The sequence below is a fragment of the Micromonospora sp. NPDC049175 genome (assembly GCF_043197345.1).
In the GTDB taxonomy this organism is placed as follows: Bacteria; Actinomycetota; Actinomycetes; order Mycobacteriales; family Micromonosporaceae; genus Micromonospora.
The window spans coordinates 739281-755004 of the sequence record NZ_JBICSY010000002.1; the positions used below are offsets into that span (position 1 = coordinate 739281).

16 protein-coding genes and 1 pseudogene are annotated in these 15724 nt (G+C 71.5%); 13 read left to right on the forward strand and 4 right to left on the reverse strand.

Translation table 11 applies throughout. From position 1 onward, the window contains the following. Nucleotides 1-24: 24 nt before the first annotated feature. The 4 genes and pseudogenes from ACGFH8_RS10380 to ACGFH8_RS10395 form a co-directional block, all read left to right on the forward strand. Nucleotides 25-474, forward strand: a complete 450-nt coding sequence (locus tag ACGFH8_RS10380) for a MarR family transcriptional regulator (RefSeq protein ID WP_357251878.1) — start codon at nucleotides 25-27, stop codon at nucleotides 472-474. A 71-nt stretch (nucleotides 475-545) separates the two neighbouring features. Then, complete coding sequence (locus ACGFH8_RS10385) at nucleotides 546-1829, forward strand: MFS transporter (protein ID WP_393365827.1); 1284 nt, start codon at nucleotides 546-548, stop codon at nucleotides 1827-1829. Nucleotides 1830-1924: 95 nt separating this feature from the next. Continuing rightward, nucleotides 1925-2434: a hypothetical protein gene (locus ACGFH8_RS10390; protein WP_393365829.1), complete on the forward strand. Its 510-nt coding sequence runs from the start codon at nucleotides 1925-1927 to the stop codon at nucleotides 2432-2434. A 7-nt stretch (nucleotides 2435-2441) separates the two neighbouring features. Continuing rightward, nucleotides 2442-2519: pseudogene (locus ACGFH8_RS10395) on the forward strand (RNA 2',3'-cyclic phosphodiesterase); the annotation flags it as partial. A 278-nt stretch (nucleotides 2520-2797) separates the two neighbouring features. Here the strand turns inward: ACGFH8_RS10395 and ACGFH8_RS10400 are convergent. Beyond that, nucleotides 2798-3538 (reverse strand): helix-turn-helix domain-containing protein, encoded by a 741-nt coding sequence (locus tag ACGFH8_RS10400; protein WP_393365831.1) that lies wholly within the window; start codon nucleotides 3536-3538, stop codon nucleotides 2798-2800. Nucleotides 3539-3776: 238 nt separating this feature from the next. Between ACGFH8_RS10400 and ACGFH8_RS10405 the strand changes: the two genes are divergently transcribed. Both ACGFH8_RS10405 and ACGFH8_RS10410 read left to right on the forward strand, forming a co-directional pair. Beyond that, nucleotides 3777-4442, forward strand: coding sequence for a DUF4097 family beta strand repeat-containing protein (locus ACGFH8_RS10405; RefSeq protein WP_393365833.1), 666 nt, complete (start codon nucleotides 3777-3779; stop codon nucleotides 4440-4442). Nucleotides 4443-4457: 15 nt separating this feature from the next. Continuing rightward, nucleotides 4458-5279 (forward strand): alpha/beta fold hydrolase, encoded by an 822-nt coding sequence (locus ACGFH8_RS10410; protein ID WP_393365835.1) that lies wholly within the window; start codon nucleotides 4458-4460, stop codon nucleotides 5277-5279. A gap of 55 nt (nucleotides 5280-5334) precedes the next feature. Here the strand turns inward: ACGFH8_RS10410 and sepH are convergent, their stop codons facing one another. The 3 genes from sepH to ACGFH8_RS10425 all read right to left on the reverse strand — a co-directional run bounded on the left by sepH (nucleotide 5335) and on the right by ACGFH8_RS10425 (nucleotide 9042). Then, on the reverse strand, nucleotides 5335-6417 hold the full coding sequence (gene sepH, locus ACGFH8_RS10415; protein WP_393365837.1) for a septation protein SepH: 1083 nt from the start codon (nucleotides 6415-6417) through the stop codon (nucleotides 5335-5337). Nucleotides 6418-6602: 185 nt separating this feature from the next. Next, nucleotides 6603-7730 carry a phosphoserine transaminase gene (serC, locus tag ACGFH8_RS10420; RefSeq protein ID WP_393365839.1) on the reverse strand — a complete coding sequence of 376 codons (1128 nt, stop codon included), beginning with the start codon at nucleotides 7728-7730 and terminating at the stop codon, nucleotides 6603-6605. Nucleotides 7731-7935: 205 nt separating this feature from the next. Further along, the gene (locus ACGFH8_RS10425) at nucleotides 7936-9042 is read right to left on the reverse strand and encodes a citrate synthase 2 (RefSeq protein ID WP_393365841.1); all 1107 of its coding nucleotides are present in this window, start codon (nucleotides 9040-9042) and stop codon (nucleotides 7936-7938) included. A 281-nt stretch (nucleotides 9043-9323) separates the two neighbouring features. Here ACGFH8_RS10425 and pdxH point away from each other — a divergent pair, with 281 nt between their 5' ends. From pdxH to ACGFH8_RS10460, 7 genes are all read left to right on the forward strand, one after another. Continuing rightward, the gene (gene pdxH / locus ACGFH8_RS10430; protein WP_393367062.1) at nucleotides 9324-9950 is read left to right on the forward strand and encodes a pyridoxamine 5'-phosphate oxidase; all 627 of its coding nucleotides are present in this window, start codon (nucleotides 9324-9326) and stop codon (nucleotides 9948-9950) included. Beyond that, nucleotides 9947-11242: an MFS transporter gene (locus ACGFH8_RS10435; protein ID WP_393365843.1), complete on the forward strand. Its 1296-nt coding sequence runs from the start codon at nucleotides 9947-9949 to the stop codon at nucleotides 11240-11242. Before pdxH ends, ACGFH8_RS10435 begins: the two co-directional genes overlap by 4 nt. An 18-nt stretch (nucleotides 11243-11260) precedes the next feature. After that, nucleotides 11261-12190 (forward strand): aldose 1-epimerase family protein, encoded by a 930-nt coding sequence (locus ACGFH8_RS10440; RefSeq protein WP_393365845.1) that lies wholly within the window; start codon nucleotides 11261-11263, stop codon nucleotides 12188-12190. Further along, complete coding sequence (locus tag ACGFH8_RS10445; RefSeq protein ID WP_393365846.1) at nucleotides 12190-12792, forward strand: nitroreductase family protein; 603 nt, start codon at nucleotides 12190-12192, stop codon at nucleotides 12790-12792. The genes ACGFH8_RS10440 and ACGFH8_RS10445 overlap by 1 nt, the downstream gene beginning before the upstream one ends. A 185-nt stretch (nucleotides 12793-12977) precedes the next feature. After that, the gene (locus tag ACGFH8_RS10450) at nucleotides 12978-13283 is read left to right on the forward strand and encodes a type II toxin-antitoxin system VapB family antitoxin (RefSeq protein WP_357251917.1); all 306 of its coding nucleotides are present in this window, start codon (nucleotides 12978-12980) and stop codon (nucleotides 13281-13283) included. Between the two features lie 44 nt (nucleotides 13284-13327). Next, nucleotides 13328-14491 (forward strand): acyl-CoA dehydrogenase family protein, encoded by a 1164-nt coding sequence (locus ACGFH8_RS10455; protein ID WP_393365849.1) that lies wholly within the window; start codon nucleotides 13328-13330, stop codon nucleotides 14489-14491. Between the two features lie 99 nt (nucleotides 14492-14590). Beyond that, nucleotides 14591-15442 carry a DUF4230 domain-containing protein gene (locus ACGFH8_RS10460; RefSeq protein ID WP_393365851.1) on the forward strand — a complete coding sequence of 284 codons (852 nt, stop codon included), beginning with the start codon at nucleotides 14591-14593 and terminating at the stop codon, nucleotides 15440-15442. Nucleotides 15443-15724 lie beyond the last annotated feature (282 nt).

Consider the following 15724-nt stretch of genomic DNA (forward strand, 5'->3'; position numbering starts at 1 on the left):
TGCTCATTAGTTAAGCTAACTACTGTGACGGAGCGGACGGTGACGGCGAAACGCGTGCCACCGGCGCAACTGGCACCCCAGTTGCGTGATGCGATCACTCGACTCAACCGGCGGGTCCGCCAGGCCCGACCGGTCGGCGACCTCACGGTCACCCAGGTCTCCGCGCTCACCAGCCTGCGGCTGGCGGGTGCGATGACCCCTCGGGAACTGGCCGACGTCGAGCGGGTGCAGCCACCGACGATGACCAAGATCGTCGGAAAGTTGGAGGACCGCGGCCTCGTGCGGCGGACACCCCATCCGACCGACGGTCGGCAGGTCATCCTCGCGGCGACCGAGGGAGGGCACGCCGTGCTCGACCAGTTCGAGCGGGCCCGCGACGAGTGGCTGGCCCACCGGCTGGCCGCGCTCGACGAGGACGAACGGGAGACCCTGCAGAGGGCCGCCGAGATTCTCCAGCAGCTCGCTCGCGCCTGAGCCGCACACTGCCCCACCGGGCCGTGCCGTCACCTGTCGATGACGCGTACGTCCAAGGAGGCGCACCAAGAGTGCAGGCCAAGCTGAGCACGATGTTCCAGTCCCTACAGGTTCGCAACTACCGGCTCTTCGCATCCGGGCAGCTGATCAAGTTGATCGGCGTCTGGATGATGTTCATCGCCCAGGACTGGCTCGTCCTCGACCTCTCCAACAATTCGGCCACCGCGCTCGGCGTGGTCACCGCCTGCCAGTTCACCCCGGTGCTGCTGCTCACCCTGCTCTCCGGCCGGCTGGCCGACCGGTACGACAAGCGGGTGCTGCTCTTCGCCGCCAACGCGTTCTGGAGCCTGCTGGCGCTCGGCATGTCCCTGCTGGTCCTCACCGACCTGGTGCAGCTCTGGCACGTCTTCGCCTTCGCTGCGCTGCTCGGCACGGCCAACGCCGTGGAGACCCCGGTCCGCCAGGCCTTCGTCTCCGAACTCGTCGGCACACCCCTGCTGCCCAACGCGCTGTCGCTCAACGCCGCCGTGTTCAACTCGGCCCGGATCGTCGGCCCGGCCGTCGCCGGCCTGGCCATCGCCGCGTTCAACGTCGGCCCGGTCTTCCTCTTCACCGCCGTCAGCTCCATCGCCCCCCTGGTCAACGTCGTCCGGATGCGAACGGCCGACCTGCACCGCGACGCCCTGCTGCCGCGCGACGAGCGGGCGTCCGCACGGGTCATCGACGGACTGCGGTACGTGTGGCGTCGACCCGACCTGCTGTTGCCGATGGCGGTCATGTCGGTGATCGGCATGTCGCTCTTCAACTTCCAGCTCACCCTGGCCGCGCTGGCGAAGACGGTCTTCCACACCGGTGCCGCCTCCTTCGGCCTGTTCAGCACGGCGCTGGCCGTCGGCGCGCTCGGCGGCGCCCTCAGCGGCACCGGCCGACGCAGTCGTCCGTCCGTCTGGCTGGTGCTCGGCGCCGCGATCGCCTGTGCCAGCTTCGGCACCCTGGTCGGCCTCGCGTCGGTGTACTGGCTTGTCGTGGTGCTGCTGGTGCCGACCGGCTTCTTCATGGTCTTCTTCGCCCAGGCCGCCAACCAGCGGGTTCAACTGGGCGTGGACGCGGCCTTCCGGGGTCGGGTGATGTCCCTGTGGGTGCTTGTCTTCCTGGGCACCAATCCGGTCGGCGCGCCGCTCATCGGCTGGGTCGCGGAGCACTTCGGCGCCGGTGCCAGCATCTGGATGGGAGCGTTGATCTCACTGGCCGCCGCGCTGATCGCCCTCACCTGGCAGCTGCGCCGCTCCGGGGCCCGGCTGCGCTTCCGGGTGCTCCCGATGCCCCGCTTCTACGTGACCTCGGCCGACTGCTGAGGTTTACCGCCGCTCGGACCGCGTCTCGTTGAGCGGATCGTGCGGATGCGGCCAAATCGCTGGCGAGTCGGCACGACTGGGCTTAGCGTCGATGCGTGGGAGTCGGACGCGCGCTGATGCTGGCCTTGGCGTTCCTTGCCGTTGCCAGCCTGCCGGCGGCATTCGCCCTGCTCTTCTGCTATGACGAGATCCTCGACCGGGTCGTCTGCGGCTGGTCCGAGTGGCGGGAGCGCAGCCGGGAGAAGCGCACCATCGCCCGCCTGGACCGGGCCGTCGAGGCCGACGCGCTGACCCGGGACATCGACCTCAGCGATTTCGACAGGGTCGACCGTCGGCCCCTGGAACAGCTCGCCGCCGACCTGCGCCGCCTCGGCGGCCAGCGCCTCGGCGGCAGCGGTCGGTCGATGGTCTGGCACGGCGCGCTCCTGCAGGCGTACGACGACCGGCTCCGGTTGGCCTGCCGCGCCCTCGGCATCACCGAACACCTCGCCGAGTTGTCCGGCGTCGACCAGGAAATCGAGCGGGTCCGGGTGGAGGGTGTACTGCACGCGGCCGGGCTGGCCCTGCCCGCGGCCCGAGCCGGGCACTGGCAACGGCACCGCTGAGCGTCGGTTGCGGCTCTTCGTCGCGGTCCACCCGCCCTCCGAGTCGATCGACCACCTCGGCGCGCAGGTCGCGCGGCTACGCGTGTGCGCGGTGACTCCCGGGGCTCGCGCTACGACCGCCTCGCCGCCTCGCCGCCTCGCCGCCTCGCCGCTCTGGCCCGGCGTCGTCGTAGGAACGAGCCGCACGGGCACCTGCGCCCAAGGCCTGTTTCATAAGAACTGGCCGGCCTGCGGCGGGCCCGGACGACGACCGGCGGCGTTGCGGTTTCGCCCGGATACAACATCGGTATCCGAACGAAACCGCGCCTTGCCGGATCGCCGCCCGGACTCCGCCTCGGCTCGACCGCCCTTATGAAAAAGGCCTTAGTCCGAGATCGGTGCGGCAGCGGCGGTCTCGGGTCCACTGCGGAGGACTTCGCGGGCCTGTTCGGCGGCGCGGACGATGCTCTCGCTCATGAAGTCGAGGAAGCGGGCGATGTTCTCCAGGCGGGCGGCGGCCGGGGTGTGCGCACCGAGGAGGGCGACGCCCTGCCGCGCGGTGGCGACGAGCTGGTCGTTGGCTCGGGCGCTGGCGATCGTAGCCTGGTAGAACAGCTCGTTGTCGACGACGTAGCGGTCGCGGCGGCGTTCGTCGCGTTCGCGGCGGACCAGGCTCTGGCCCTCCAGGAAGCTGATCGCCTTGGAGATGGACGCCGGGCTGACCTGGAGGCGCTGGGCGAGCTCGGACGCGGTGAGGGCGCCCGCGTCGGTGGTGAACAGGCAGGTCAACACGCGGGCCCCCATCTTGTTCAGACCCGACGCCATGAGGACGGTGGTGAACGCCTCCTCGTAGTCGGCCACGGCCTCGGCGTCGCGCCCGTGCTGCGGGAGGACCGCTGCCGTCGGGCGGGAGGTAGCCGGCCTGCGCCGGTGGGCGCGGCGTTCGGTGGCGCGGTGCGCGAGGTCGGCGCGGTAGCCCATGGGGCCACCATTGCGCATCACCTCGCGGGTGATCGTCGAGGTGGGTCGGTCGAGACGTCGGGCGATCTCCGCGTAGGGGAGGCTGTCGACAAGCCCCAACGCGATCTGTTGGCGTTCCTGCTGGGTGAGTCGGCCTCCCGGCATCTCATCTCCCTGGTGATCCTTCGTAGCGGCCTCGTGGTCCTCTCACCATAGCGTTCACTTCTTACCCATTGCAACAGCCACGGGTCAGCCGTTGCGTTATCCGGCACGCTTGTTGCAATGAAACTGAGGCTTTGAACTGCTAAAACTCCTTCCGAACGCAACGAGTCTGTTGCCCGATGTTGGAAAGCAACGTAGCGTTTCTGATATCAGAAACAACGAACGAGCACCGGAGAGAATGATGAAGACGTTCGACACCCCCGCCCCGATCTCCGCCATCCTGAACATCCCTGCCGGGCGCATCCAGCTCATCGCCGCGGACCGCGTCGACACCACAGTCGAGATCCTGCCCACCGACCCGACCAAGAGCCGCGACGCCAGGGCCGCCGAACAGGCCACCGTCACGTACGCCGACGGCGTCCTGCGGATCACGGCCGCAACCCCCGGCAACCCGCTCGTCGGTCCCTCCGGATCCCTGCAGGTGACCGTTCGACTGCCCGCCGACTCCCGCATCGACGCCACGGCCGCCAGCGCCGAGCTGCGGGGTGTCGGGCGCCTCGGCGACGTCACCTTCGACGGCGCGTACCGCCAGATCAAGATCGACGAGGCGGCGAGCGTCCGCCTCACCGCGATCGACGGCGACGTCGAGGTCGGCCGGCTCACCGGCCCCGCCGAGATCAGCACCACCAGGGGCGACATCCGGATCGCCGAAGCCACGCACGGCACCGTCGTGCTGACGACTCAGTCCGGCGACATCTCGGTCGCTGCCGCCGCCGGCGTCTCAGCCGCGCTGGACGCCGGCACCGGCCACGGCCGGGTCAGCAACGCCCTCCGCAACGACGGCACCACCGCACTGGACATCCGCGCCACCACCTCCCACGGCGACATCGTCGCCCGCAGCCTCTGAACAGGACGGAACCCGATGACGAACAACAGCATGTCCTCGACCAGTTCGACGTGGACCGGCCTGGTGCCGGTCGACGACACGGCTCTGGCCGTCACCGACACCGGCGGTCCCGGTGTACCAGTGGTCTACCTCAACGGTCAGTTCGCCACCCAGGGGTACTGGCGTCGGGTCATCGCCGACCTGGGCACGGGTTGGCGGCACATCACCTACGACGAGCGGGCTCGCGGCAGGACGTCGAAGCGGTCGGCGGACTACTCCTTCGAGGCCGCCGTCCGGGACGTCGACGCCGTCCTCGCGGCCCGGGGTGTGGACCGCGCGCTGGTGGTGGGCTGGTCCTACGGGGCGGTCGTCGGGGCGCACTGGGCCAGCCGGAACCCAGGGCGCACCGTCGGCGCGGTCCTGGTGGACGGCGCGTTCCCGCACGACTGGCTCGACGAGGCCATGGAGCAGCGGATCCGGAAGATGTTCCGGCGGATGAACGTGTTCATGCCCCTACTGCGCCCCACCGGTCTGACCCCGCGAATGAATGCCGAGCAGATGGCGGACAGCAACATCGAGCTGGGCAGACTGTCCCGTGAGCGCGAGCTGGGCCCCTTGCTCGACAGCATCACCGTGCCGGTGCGATACGTCGTCGCCTCCGGCACGTCCCTCGGCAGTCGCGGTGACGAGCAGGAGAAGATCCGTGCCAGCCTCGACGCGGTGACCGCCCGCAACCCGCACATCCAGATCGCCGCGAAGGTCACCAGCAACCACGGTGCGATCCTCAAGAAGGATTTCCGGGCCGTCGCCGACGCCGTACGCGAGGTCGCCGGCATCGGCGCTGAAGACACTCGGTGAGGCCCGCGGGTTTCGCGTCGACGGGTGGCTGTGCACCACCCGTCGACGCGCAGGCTCAGGAAGACTCGCGCGCCGCCGGCCCGCTGCCGAAGAGCACGTCGTCCCAGCTCGGCAGGCGCTTGCGCGGCTTGCCGTTGGCATCCGTGGACTCACCACCGGCGGCTGCCGCCGCCGCGCCCGTGCGGCGAGGCCGCAGCACCGCCAGCGACGGCACGGCCGGCACCTCCTTGGGCGCATCCGAGTCGTCGTCGAAGGCCGACCCCTGGCCGCCGCCGAGCAGCGCGGCGGCACCCCCGCCGACCGGCCGCTGCCGAGGCGCGTCCGAACCGGCAAGAGCAGCCGGGGTACGCGGCTCGAGACCACGACCCGACGAGGCGCCGAGCGGGCGGTCCAGCGAGGCGAGCAGCGCGTCGCGACCGGCCCGGATCGGGTCCCGGCCCGGGCGCGGATGCTCGGACGCCGCCGGCAACCCGTGCCCACCACGGCTCGGCTCGCCGCGCGAGGGACCGGGCAGGCCGTGCCCGCCCCGCTCCGGCGCCGGCTCCTGGCCGAGGATCGGCGTGGGCCGCTCGGCACACAGGTATTGCGCCATGTCGTCGTGCGGGGCGACCGACTGCCGGGTCTTGTCGAGATCCCAGATGGCCTGCGCCGTGGCCTTGCCGGACGGCCAGGTGGCGATGATCCGCCAGGTGCCGTCGTCCCGCCGGTAGGCGTCCCAGGAGATCTTCTCGGTGTCGATGCCGTGCTGGCTCAACCGACCGTTTACCACCTCGGCCAACGGGGTGGGCTTCTCCGCGCCCTTGAGCCGGGTGCGGCGGGCGTGCTGAGCGAGCATCGCCCGCTCCTGGAGCACCGGGCCGGCATAGCGCAGCACCCGGTCGACGGGCACGCCGGCGATCCGGGCGACATCCTCGGCGGACTCACCGGAGCGGATGCGGGCCTGAATGTCCCGAGGGGACAGTGAGGGAATCGGGTCGGCGGCGGTCGGTGCCGCCGGCAGCGGCGGCGCGCCGGGCTCGGCGTGCAGCGCACCCGAGATCCGGTCGTCGATCGGCAGGGCGAGCAACCGCCCGACCTCGTCGGCGAGAACCAGGGCATGGCCGTCCTCGGAGAGGGCGACGAAGCGTACTGGGCGCATAGCGTTGCCTCCGTCCCGCTTCGCTGGCCGCACGCCACGAGTCGGCCACCCAGGCGTCTCGGACCACCGTACGCGCATCTGTCTCGGGGTGGGGGAAGCGACACCCCGCATGTCGCGACTGAGCTGCAGCGATGATCACGGTCGGTGTCCGTGGAGGCCCCAACGAACACCGACCGTGACGAACGTCAGAGTCGCTCGATGACGTAGTCGATGGACGCGGTCAACGCCTCGACATCCGTCGGCTCGACGGCCGGGAACAACGCCACCCGCAGCTGGTTGCGACCGAGCTTGCGGTACGGCTCGGTGTCCACGATGCCGTTGGCGCGCAGCACCTTCGCGATCGCGGTGGCGTCCACCCCGTCGGCGAAGTCGATCGTGGCGACCACGTTGGAGCGCAGCGCCGGGTCGCCGACGAACGGGCTGGCCACGGTGGACCGCTCCGCCCAGCCGTACACCGTGGCGGCGCTCTCGGCGGTGCGCTTGGCGGCCCAGGCCAGACCGCCCTGCGCGTTCATCCAGTCGGTCTGCTCGGCGGCCAGGAAGATGGTGGCCAGCGCCGGGGTGTTGTAGGTCTGCTCCAGCCGCGAGTTGTCGATCGCGGTGACCAGGTCGAGGAAGGCGGGGATGTAACGCCCGGACGCCTTGATCTCGGCGGCGCGGTCGAGCGCGGCCGGTGACATCAGGGCCAGCCAGAGCCCACCGTCGGAGCCGAAGCACTTCTGCGGAGCGAAGTAGTAGACGTCGGTCTCGCCGACGTTGACGTCGAGGCCACCCGCGCCGGAGGTCGCGTCGACGAGCAGCAGCGCGCCCTCGTCGGCGCCGGCCACCCGGCTGATCGGGACGGCCACGCCCGTGGACGTCTCGTTCTGCGGAGTCGCGTACGTGTCCACGCCGGACTCGGCGACCAGGCTCGGCGCGCTGCCGGCCTCGGCCTTGCGAACTGTCGGCTCACCGAGGAACGGCGCGTCCTTCACCGACTTGGCGAACTTGGCGCCGAACTCGCCGAAGCTGGCGAACTGGGCCCGGTCGCGAACCAGGCCGAAGGTGGCGACCTCCCAGAACGCGGTGGTGCCGCCGTTGCCGATCACGACCTCGTAACCCTCGGGCAGCGAGAAGAACTCGGCGATGCCGGAGCGCAGCCGGGCCACCTGGTCGCGGACCGTCTTCTGGCGGTGCGAGGTGCCCAGGTAGCTGGTGGCGACCTCGGCAAGTGCGGACACCGCCGCGGGGCGGACCTTGGACGGGCCGCAGCCGAAGCGTCCGTCGGCGGGCTTGAGGTCATCGGGAATCCGGATGGTCGGTGCGTCAGCCACGGTCTTGAAGATCCTTCCGCAAGGGCGAGGGCGGGCCCGGCGACACTGCCGGCCCTCATCCTCGCACCCGGACCCATCGGTGGAAGCCGTGCCCCCGGGGGCCGGGCTGAGTCCTTCGCCACACCTCGGCGGCGACCGCTCGGTTGACGTGCGGAAGGGCCCCTCCGCTACGCCGGACGTAGCGGAGGGGCCCTCCTGCGACAGGTCAGACGCCGTGCGGGATGGCGGCCCAGCCTTCGACGCCGGACGGCTTGCGCGACTCCGGGCCGACGTAGAGGGCGGACGGGCGGACCAGCCGCTGAAGGCGCTTCTGCTCCAGGATGTGCGCGCTCCAACCGCCCATCCGCGCGCAGGTGAACATCGAGGTGAACATGTGCGCAGGCACCTCGGCGAAGTCCAGCACGACGGCCGACCAGAACTCGACGTTCGTGGCCAGCACCCGGTCCGGGCGACGGGCCTGCAACTCGGCGAGCGCCGCCTTCTCCAACGCCTCGGCGATCTCGAAGCGCGGCGCGCCCAACTCCTTGGCGGTGCGCCGCAGCACCCGGGCGCGCGGGTCCTCGGCCCGGTAGACCCGGTGGCCGAAGCCCATCAGCCGCTCGCCGCGATCGAGCACGCCCTTGACGTAGCCCTCCGCGTCGCCGCTGCGCTCCACCGCCTCGAGCATGCTGAGCACCCGGGACGGCGCGCCGCCGTGCAGCGGGCCGGAGAGGGCGCCGATGCCCGACGAGATGCAGGCCGCCGCGTCCGCTCCGGTGGAGGCGACGATGCGGGCGGTGAAGGTGGAGGCGTTCAGACCGTGCTCGGCGGCCGAGATGAAGTACGCGTCGACGGCCTTGACGTGCCGCGGGTCGGGCTCGCCGCGCCACCGCTTCATGAACCGCTCGACGATCGTCTGCGCCTTGTCGATCTCCTTCTGCGGCACCGCCGGCAGGCCGAGGCCCCGAGCCGACTGGGCCACGAAGGAGAGCGCGGTCACCGACACCCGAGCCAGGTCCTCGCGAGCCTGCTCGTCGGAGATGTCCAGCAGTTGGCTGAGCCCCCAGTACGGGGCGAGCATGGCGACCGCCGACTGCACGTCGACCCGGATGTCCCCGGAGTGCACCGGCACCGGGAACGGCTCCGCCGGTGGCAGACCCGGCCCGAAGCGGCCGTCGACGAGCAGCGCCCACACGTTGCCGAACGAGACCTGACCGATCAGATCCTCGATGTCGACCCCGCGGTAGCGCAGCGCGCCACCCTCGCGGTCGGGTTCGGCGATCTCGGTCTCGAAGGCGACGACGCCCTCCAGCCCGGGTTTGAAATCGGCCATGTCGCTCTCCTGGATCTGGTCGGTGCGCCCGAGTCGGCTCATCCGGCCCGGTCGGCCGAGCGCCTCAGGCGACCCTCAGGGATGTGTTCGGAACATCTTGCCTGCTGAGTAACCGGATACGCGACCCACGGCGACTGTGCTGCACGCGACATCCCCGGACGCGCATTCTCCGCCGGACTCGGTGAGACTGGGCAGGGCGGGCTGGCCAGCGCGGGAGGGCGCGGGCGGACCTGCCGAGAAGGAGTGGGGACGTGACGGGCGACACACCCGCCCCGGCCGCGATGCGTAACGAGTACGCCGCGGACCGGGGCCTGACCGAAGCTGACCTGGCCGCCGACTGGCACACCCAGTTCGACAGCTGGTTCGCCGACGCGGTGGCCTTCGGGCTACCCGAGGTGAACGCGATGGTGGTGGGCACCGCGGACGCGGCCGGCCGGCCGAGCGGTCGGACGGTGCTACTCAAGGGGTACGACCCCGACGGCTTCGTCTTCTTCACCAACCACCTGTCCCGCAAGGGCGTCGAGGCGGCCGACAACCCGTACGCCAGCCTGGTCTTTCCGTGGTTTCCCATGCAGCGGCAGGTGGTGGTGGCCGGGCGGGTCGTGCCGGTCGACCGGGCGACGAGCGCGGCGTACTTCGCCAGCCGGCCGCGCGGCTCCCAACTGGGCGCCTGGGCCAGCCCGCAGTCGCAGGTGGTGACGGACCGGGCGACGCTTGAGGAGCGCTACCGCGAGGTGACCGAGCGGTTCGCCGGCGAGGCGGAGATCCCGATGCCGCCGCACTGGGGCGGGTTGCGGGTCCGACCCGAGTCGGTGGAGTTCTGGCAGGGCCGGGCCGGACGCCTGCACGACCGGCTCCGCTTCCGCCTCGACGAGGGTGACTGGATCGTCGAGCGGTTGGCGCCGTGACGGGTGTGCGGGAGGCCCGGGCGCGCGGAGCGCGCCGCTGGGCGATCGACGTACGTCCGCTGCGGGTGCCCGCCTACCGGCGGCTGTGGCTCGGCAACACCGTGGCGATGTTCGGGTTCCAGTTCACGGCCGTCGCGGTCCCGGTGGAGATGTACGCCCTGACCCGGGACTCGTTCTGGGTGGGCCTGCTGGGCGTGGCCGCCTTCGTACCGTTGCTGATCTTCGGGCTCTGGGGTGGCGCGGTCGCCGACGCCCACGACCGCCGCGCCGTGCTGCTCGGCGGGTCGGTCCTGCTCTGGGCGTCCACCCTCGGGCTGCTGGTCCAGGCCCTGCTGAACGTGGGCAGCCCGGTGCTGCTGCTGGCGTTGATGGCGGTGCAGTCGGTGGCGTTCGCGATCACCTCGCCGGCCCGCAGCGCCATGCTGCCCCGCCTGGTGCCCGACGACCTGGTGGCGTCCGCCACCACCCTGAACTACACGACCTTCACCGCCGCCTCGGTGGCCGGTCCGCTCGCCGCCGGCCTGATCCTCGCCGCCTCGCCGGACACCACCGTGGTCCTGCCCATCGCGTACGGGGTCGACGCGGTGCTGTTCACCGCGATGCTCTGGGCGGCGCTGCGCCTGCCCGCGCTGCCGCCCGAGCCGACCACCGACGGTGAACCGCGCCGCGCCGGCCTGGCCAGTGTGGTGGACGGATTCCGCTACCTGGCCACCACACCTGTGCTGCTGCTGTCCTTCGGCGTGGACCTGATCGCGATGATCCTCGCCATGCCGCGGGCGCTCTTCCCGGAGATCGCCCACGAGAGGTTCGGCGGCGGCGGTGCGGTCGGCCTGCTCTACAGCGCCATCGCGATCGGTTCGATGATCGGTGGGTTGACCTCCGGCTGGATCGGCCGGCTCCGCAGGCAGGGGCTCGGCCTGGTGGTCGCGGTGGTCGCCTGGGGAGTCGCCATCGCCGCGGCCGGGCTCGCCCACCAGCTCTGGCTGATGGTCCTCCTGCTCGCCGTGGCCGGGGCCGCCGACCTGGTCAGCGCGGTGCTGCGCCAGTCGATGCTGCTCGTCTACGCGCCGGACCGGATGCGGGGCCGGCTCCAGGGCGTCAACACGGTGGTGGTGGCCGGTGGTCCGCGGCTGGGCGATCTGCGGGCCGGCACGATGGCCGCCGGGTTCGGCGGCGGGGTGGCCTGGGTGGCGGGCGGGCTCGCCTCGGCGGTGCTCGTCGTGGTGCTCGCGGTCGCGTTCCCGGCACTGCTGCGCTACCGGGCGGCGGCGTCGAGCGGGGACCGGACGTGACCGGTTAGGGTCGCCGACATGGAAAGCCCCGAGCAGCGCGCGTTCTCCGGCGCCCAGTGGACCATCTCCGCCGCCGGCCACGAGGCCGTCATCGTGGAGGTGGGTGGTGGGCTCCGGACGTACCGGCACGACGGCGTCGACCTGGTCGACGGCTACCAGACCGACGAGGTCTGCCCCGGCTGCGCCGGACAGGTGCTGGCGCCCTGGCCGAACCGGATCCGCGATGGCCGCTACTCGTTCGGCGAGCGGGCGCACCAGCTCCCGCTCACCGAGCCGGAGCGGCACGTGGCGATCCACGGGCTGGTCAACTGGGTGCCGTGGCGTCTGGTGGAGCAGTCGGAGGCCGCCGTGACCCTCGGCTACGACCTGCCGCCGCAGCCCGGCTACCCGTGGCCGTTGCGGCTGCTCAGCCGGTGGAGCGTCGACGCGGACGGGCTGCGCGCCGAGCACGAGGTGACGAACATCGGTGGCGAGGCAGCGCCGTTCGGCTTCTCCGTGCACCCGTACCTGCAACTGCCGGGCGTCGCGGTCGACGACCTGGTGATGCGGCTGCCCACCCGTACCCGGATGCTCGTCGACGGGCGGCTGTTGCCGATCGGCGCGACGCCGGTGGCCGGCACCGAGTACGACTGGACGAGCCCGCGCCGGATCGGCGCCGCCGAGCTCGACCTGTGCTTCGGCGAGGTGATCCGCGACGCCGACGGCGGCTCGTCGGTGAGCCTGTCCGCCCCGGACGGTTCGACGGGTGTGCACATCTGGGCGGACGCGGAGTTCGGCTGGTGGCAGGTGTTCACCGGGGACGCGCTCACCGGTGAGCGGCATCGCCGCTCGGTGGCGATCGAGCCGATGACCTGCCCGCCGGACGCGTTCCGGTCGGGGAGGGACCTGCTCTCGCTCAAGCCCGGCACGACCTGGCGGGGTGCCTGGGGCATCCGGCCCGGGGCCTGATGGAGTTCGCCGAGGTCGTCCGGCGTCGGCGGATGGTGCGCAACTACGACCCGGACCGTCCGGTCCCGCCCGACGTGGTGGAACGGCTGCTCGACCACGCGATCCGCGCCCCGTCGGCCGGGTTCGCCCAGGGCTGGGGCTTCCTGGTGCTGGAGGAGCCCGCCGACCGGGAGCGGTTCTGGGCGGCCACCACCCCGGACGGCGGCGGACGGGAACGCTGGCTGGCCGGGATGCGCCGGGCGCCGCTCATCGTGGTGCCGCACGCCAACGAGTCGGCCTACCTGCGGCGCTACGCCGAGCCGGACAAGGGCTGGACGGACCGGTCCACCGATCGGTGGCCGGTGCCGTACTGGCACGTGGACACCGGCTTCGCGGCGTTGCTGATGCTGCTGACCGCCGTGGACGAGGGGCTGGGGGCCTGTTTCTTCGGCATCGCGCCGCAGCGGCTGGCCAGCTACCGGGACGCGTTCGGCGTGCCGGTGGAGTACCAACCCATCGGTGCCGTCACAATCGGTTACCGGGCACCCGACCATCGGTCACCGTCGCTGCGCCGTGGGCGTCGTGGAGTGGACGAGGTTGTCCGGCGCGGCAGGTGGAGCTGAGCGCGGTGTCCTGTTCGTCCGGTTGAGGATCGGACGAGCGGTAGCGAAACTGACATCAGGGAGCAGAACGCAACGGGGACTGGGCGGCTAGGCTGGCACGGTCATCGGTGCCGCGCCGCGGTGCCCGCCGCGGCCCGGCTCGGCGCTGTCGGTCGGCCCGGCCACGGGGAGGGGAGCGTGCCGTCGTGATCTTCAGAGCGGTCCGGGACGGGCGTCCCTACCCGGAGCACAACCTGACCCTGAAGCAGTGGGCGGAGATCCCGCCCCGTCCGCTGCGCCTGGATCAGATGATCACCACCAAGCGCGAGTTGGCGCTCGACAAGCTCCTCGCCGAGGACTCCACCTTCTACGGTGACCTCTTCCCGCACGTCGTGCAGTGGAACGGCGGGCTCTACCTGGAAGACGGGCTGCACCGTGCCCTGCGCGCCGCCCTGCAGCAGCGCAACCAGATCCACGCGCGGGTCCTGGTGCTCGCGGAGCCGATCGAGTGACGAGCCCTTCTTCCGCGCGCTGAACCTTCGTTAGGGTGGCGTCCATGACCGCCTCACTCGACCTGCTCGACCTGGACCTGTCGCTCACCGAGGAGGAGCGGCAGATCCGTGACGTCGTCCGTCAGCTCGTCGACGACCGGGTGCGTCCGCACGTCGCCGACTGGTACGAGGACGGCCAGGTGCCCGCCCGGGACCTGGCCCGCGAGTTCGGCAAGCTCGGACTCCTCGGCATGCACCTGACCGGGTACGGCTGCGCCGGCGCCTCCGCGGTCGCCTACGGGCTGGCCTGCCAGGAGCTGGAAGCCGGCGACTCCGGCCTCCGCTCCCTGGTCTCGGTGCAGGGCTCGCTCGCCATGTACGCCATCTGGCGCTTCGGCAGCGAGGAGCAGAAGCAACGCTGGCTGCCGTCGATGGCCACCGGCGAGGCGATCGGCTGCTTCGGCCTGACCGAACCGGACCACGGCTCCGACCCCGCCTCGATGACCACCCGGGCCCGCCGCGACGGCGACGACTGGCTGCTCACCGGCGGAAAGATGTGGATCACCAACGCGCCGATCGCCGACGTCGCGGTGATCTGGGCGCGCACCGACGAGGGCGTGCGCGGTTTCGCCGTACCCATGGACACGCCGGGCGTCACGGCCCGCGAGATCCGGCGCAAGATGTCGCTGCGCGCGTCGGTGACCGGCGAGATCGTGCTCGACGACGTCCGGCTCCCGGCGGACGCCCAACTACCCGAGGCGGTCGGGCTCAAGGCGCCGCTGAGCTGCCTCACCGAGGCCCGCTACGGCATCGTCTGGGGCGCGATCGGCGCCGCCCGCGACTGCCTGGAAACCACCCTGGCGTACGCCACCACCCGCACCCAGTTCGGTCGCCCGCTCGCCGGCTTCCAGCTCACCCAGGCGAAGCTCGCCGACATGGCCGTCGAGCTGGTGAAGGCGCAACTGCTCGCGCTGCACCTGGGTCGGCTCGCCGACACCCACCGGCTGCGGCCCGAGCAGGTAAGCGTGGGCAAGCTGAACAACGTGCGGGAGGCCCTGGCCATCGCCCGGCAGTGCCGGACCATCCTCGGCGCCAACGGCGTCTCCGGCGAATACCCGGTGATGCGGCACGCCAACAACCTGGAGAGCGTGCTGACGTACGAGGGCACCTCCGAGATCCACCAACTCGTCGTCGGGCAACGGCTCACCGGGCTCTCCGCGTTCGCCTGACCTGCCCTTCTGTCACTTCCTGACGCTCGACGCGCGACTGTCGCAGTGGGGCCGTACCGTCATTGACAGACGACGTGTCTGACGAGGACGGTGAGCGTGATGGCCCGCGATGCTGGCAGCAACGAGCCCACGAGGGAGTTCCCCGGTTACCCGACCGGCGACGCCCTCCGGGATCGGTCGACCGCTACACCCGAGCCGACCTTCGATACACCGGGCGGCTCCGGAGGTACTGGCGGCCCCGGTGGCCCCGGTGACCCACCCGCCGGCCCGCCCGGCGGCCCGGTGGCCGGTGGCGACGGTGGCGGTGGTGGTGGGGCCGCGCGCGGCCTGCTCCTGCTGCTCGGCGCCGCCGCACTGGCCGTGGTGGTGCTGCTCGGCGTCCAGGCGACCGGCTTCCTGCCGGACTTCCGCAACCCGTTCGCCAAGGAGCAGACCGACCGCAGCCAGCCAACGCTGCTGAAGTCGATCCAGGACCTCAGCCGTTACGTGGCCGCGGAGGGCAACTTCCAGGTGGTCGTCGACACCCAGAACGACAGGCGCAACGTGCCGGACTTCCTGCTCAACGAGCGCACCCTGTTCGTCGGAGCGGGCAGTGTCGAGGCGTACGTCGACTTCACCAAGATCGGTGACGGTGCCATCGTCCAGTCCGCCGACGGCAAGTCCGTCGAGATCAAGCTGCCCGCGCCGCAACTCGGCGAGACGAATCTCGACATGGAGAAGAGCTACGTCTTCGCGGAGCAGCGTGGTCTGCTCAACCGGCTCGGTGACCTGGTCGGCAACGACCCCAACCGGCAGCAGCAGGTCTACAAGCTCGCCGAGGAGCGGATCACCGCTGCCGCCCGTGACAGCGGGCTCTCCGCCCGCGCCGAGGAGAACACCCGCAAGATGCTGGAAGGGCTGCTGCGGTCCCTTGGGTACCAGCAGATCACCGTGACCTACGTGGCCCCCTGACCTGCCAAACCGGTAACGCCGAGCGCCCGCCCCGACGTCCGTCGGAGCGGGCGCTCGCGGTTTCTCGCGGCCATGTACCTCCCGCCGCCCGTCCGCTGAGTCCCGCCCCGGTATGCCCCCGCGCCGCCGGCTCGCGCACCCCCTCGCGCGTGCACCCCTCGCGCGCTGCGCACTCCTCGCGCGTGCACTCCTCGCGCGTGCACTCCTCGCGCGTGCACTCCTCGCGCGTGCACTCCTCGCGCGTGCACTCCTCGCGCGTGCACTCCTCGCGCGTGCACTCCT

Excerpts from the sequence above, each read along its gene's own strand:
- ACGFH8_RS10400 (WP_393365831.1), bottom strand. The coding sequence starts at position 3,538 with ATGCCGGGAGGCCGACTCACCCAGCAGGAACGCCAACAGATCGCGTTG.
- ACGFH8_RS10405 (WP_393365833.1), top strand. The coding sequence starts at position 3,777 with ATGAAGACGTTCGACACCCCCGCCCCGATCTCCGCCATCCTGAACATC.
- ACGFH8_RS10410 (WP_393365835.1), top strand. The coding sequence starts at position 4,458 with ATGACGAACAACAGCATGTCCTCGACCAGTTCGACGTGGACCGGCCTG.
- sepH (WP_393365837.1), bottom strand. The coding sequence starts at position 6,417 with ATGCGCCCAGTACGCTTCGTCGCCCTCTCCGAGGACGGCCATGCCCTG.
- ACGFH8_RS10425 (WP_393365841.1), bottom strand. The coding sequence starts at position 9,042 with ATGGCCGATTTCAAACCCGGGCTGGAGGGCGTCGTCGCCTTCGAGACC.
- pdxH (WP_393367062.1), top strand. The coding sequence starts at position 9,324 with ATGCGTAACGAGTACGCCGCGGACCGGGGCCTGACCGAAGCTGACCTG.
- ACGFH8_RS10440 (WP_393365845.1), top strand. The coding sequence starts at position 11,261 with ATGGAAAGCCCCGAGCAGCGCGCGTTCTCCGGCGCCCAGTGGACCATC.
- ACGFH8_RS10445 (WP_393365846.1), top strand. The coding sequence starts at position 12,190 with ATGGAGTTCGCCGAGGTCGTCCGGCGTCGGCGGATGGTGCGCAACTAC.
- ACGFH8_RS10455 (WP_393365849.1), top strand. The coding sequence starts at position 13,328 with ATGACCGCCTCACTCGACCTGCTCGACCTGGACCTGTCGCTCACCGAG.
- ACGFH8_RS10460 (WP_393365851.1), top strand. The coding sequence starts at position 14,591 with ATGGCCCGCGATGCTGGCAGCAACGAGCCCACGAGGGAGTTCCCCGGT.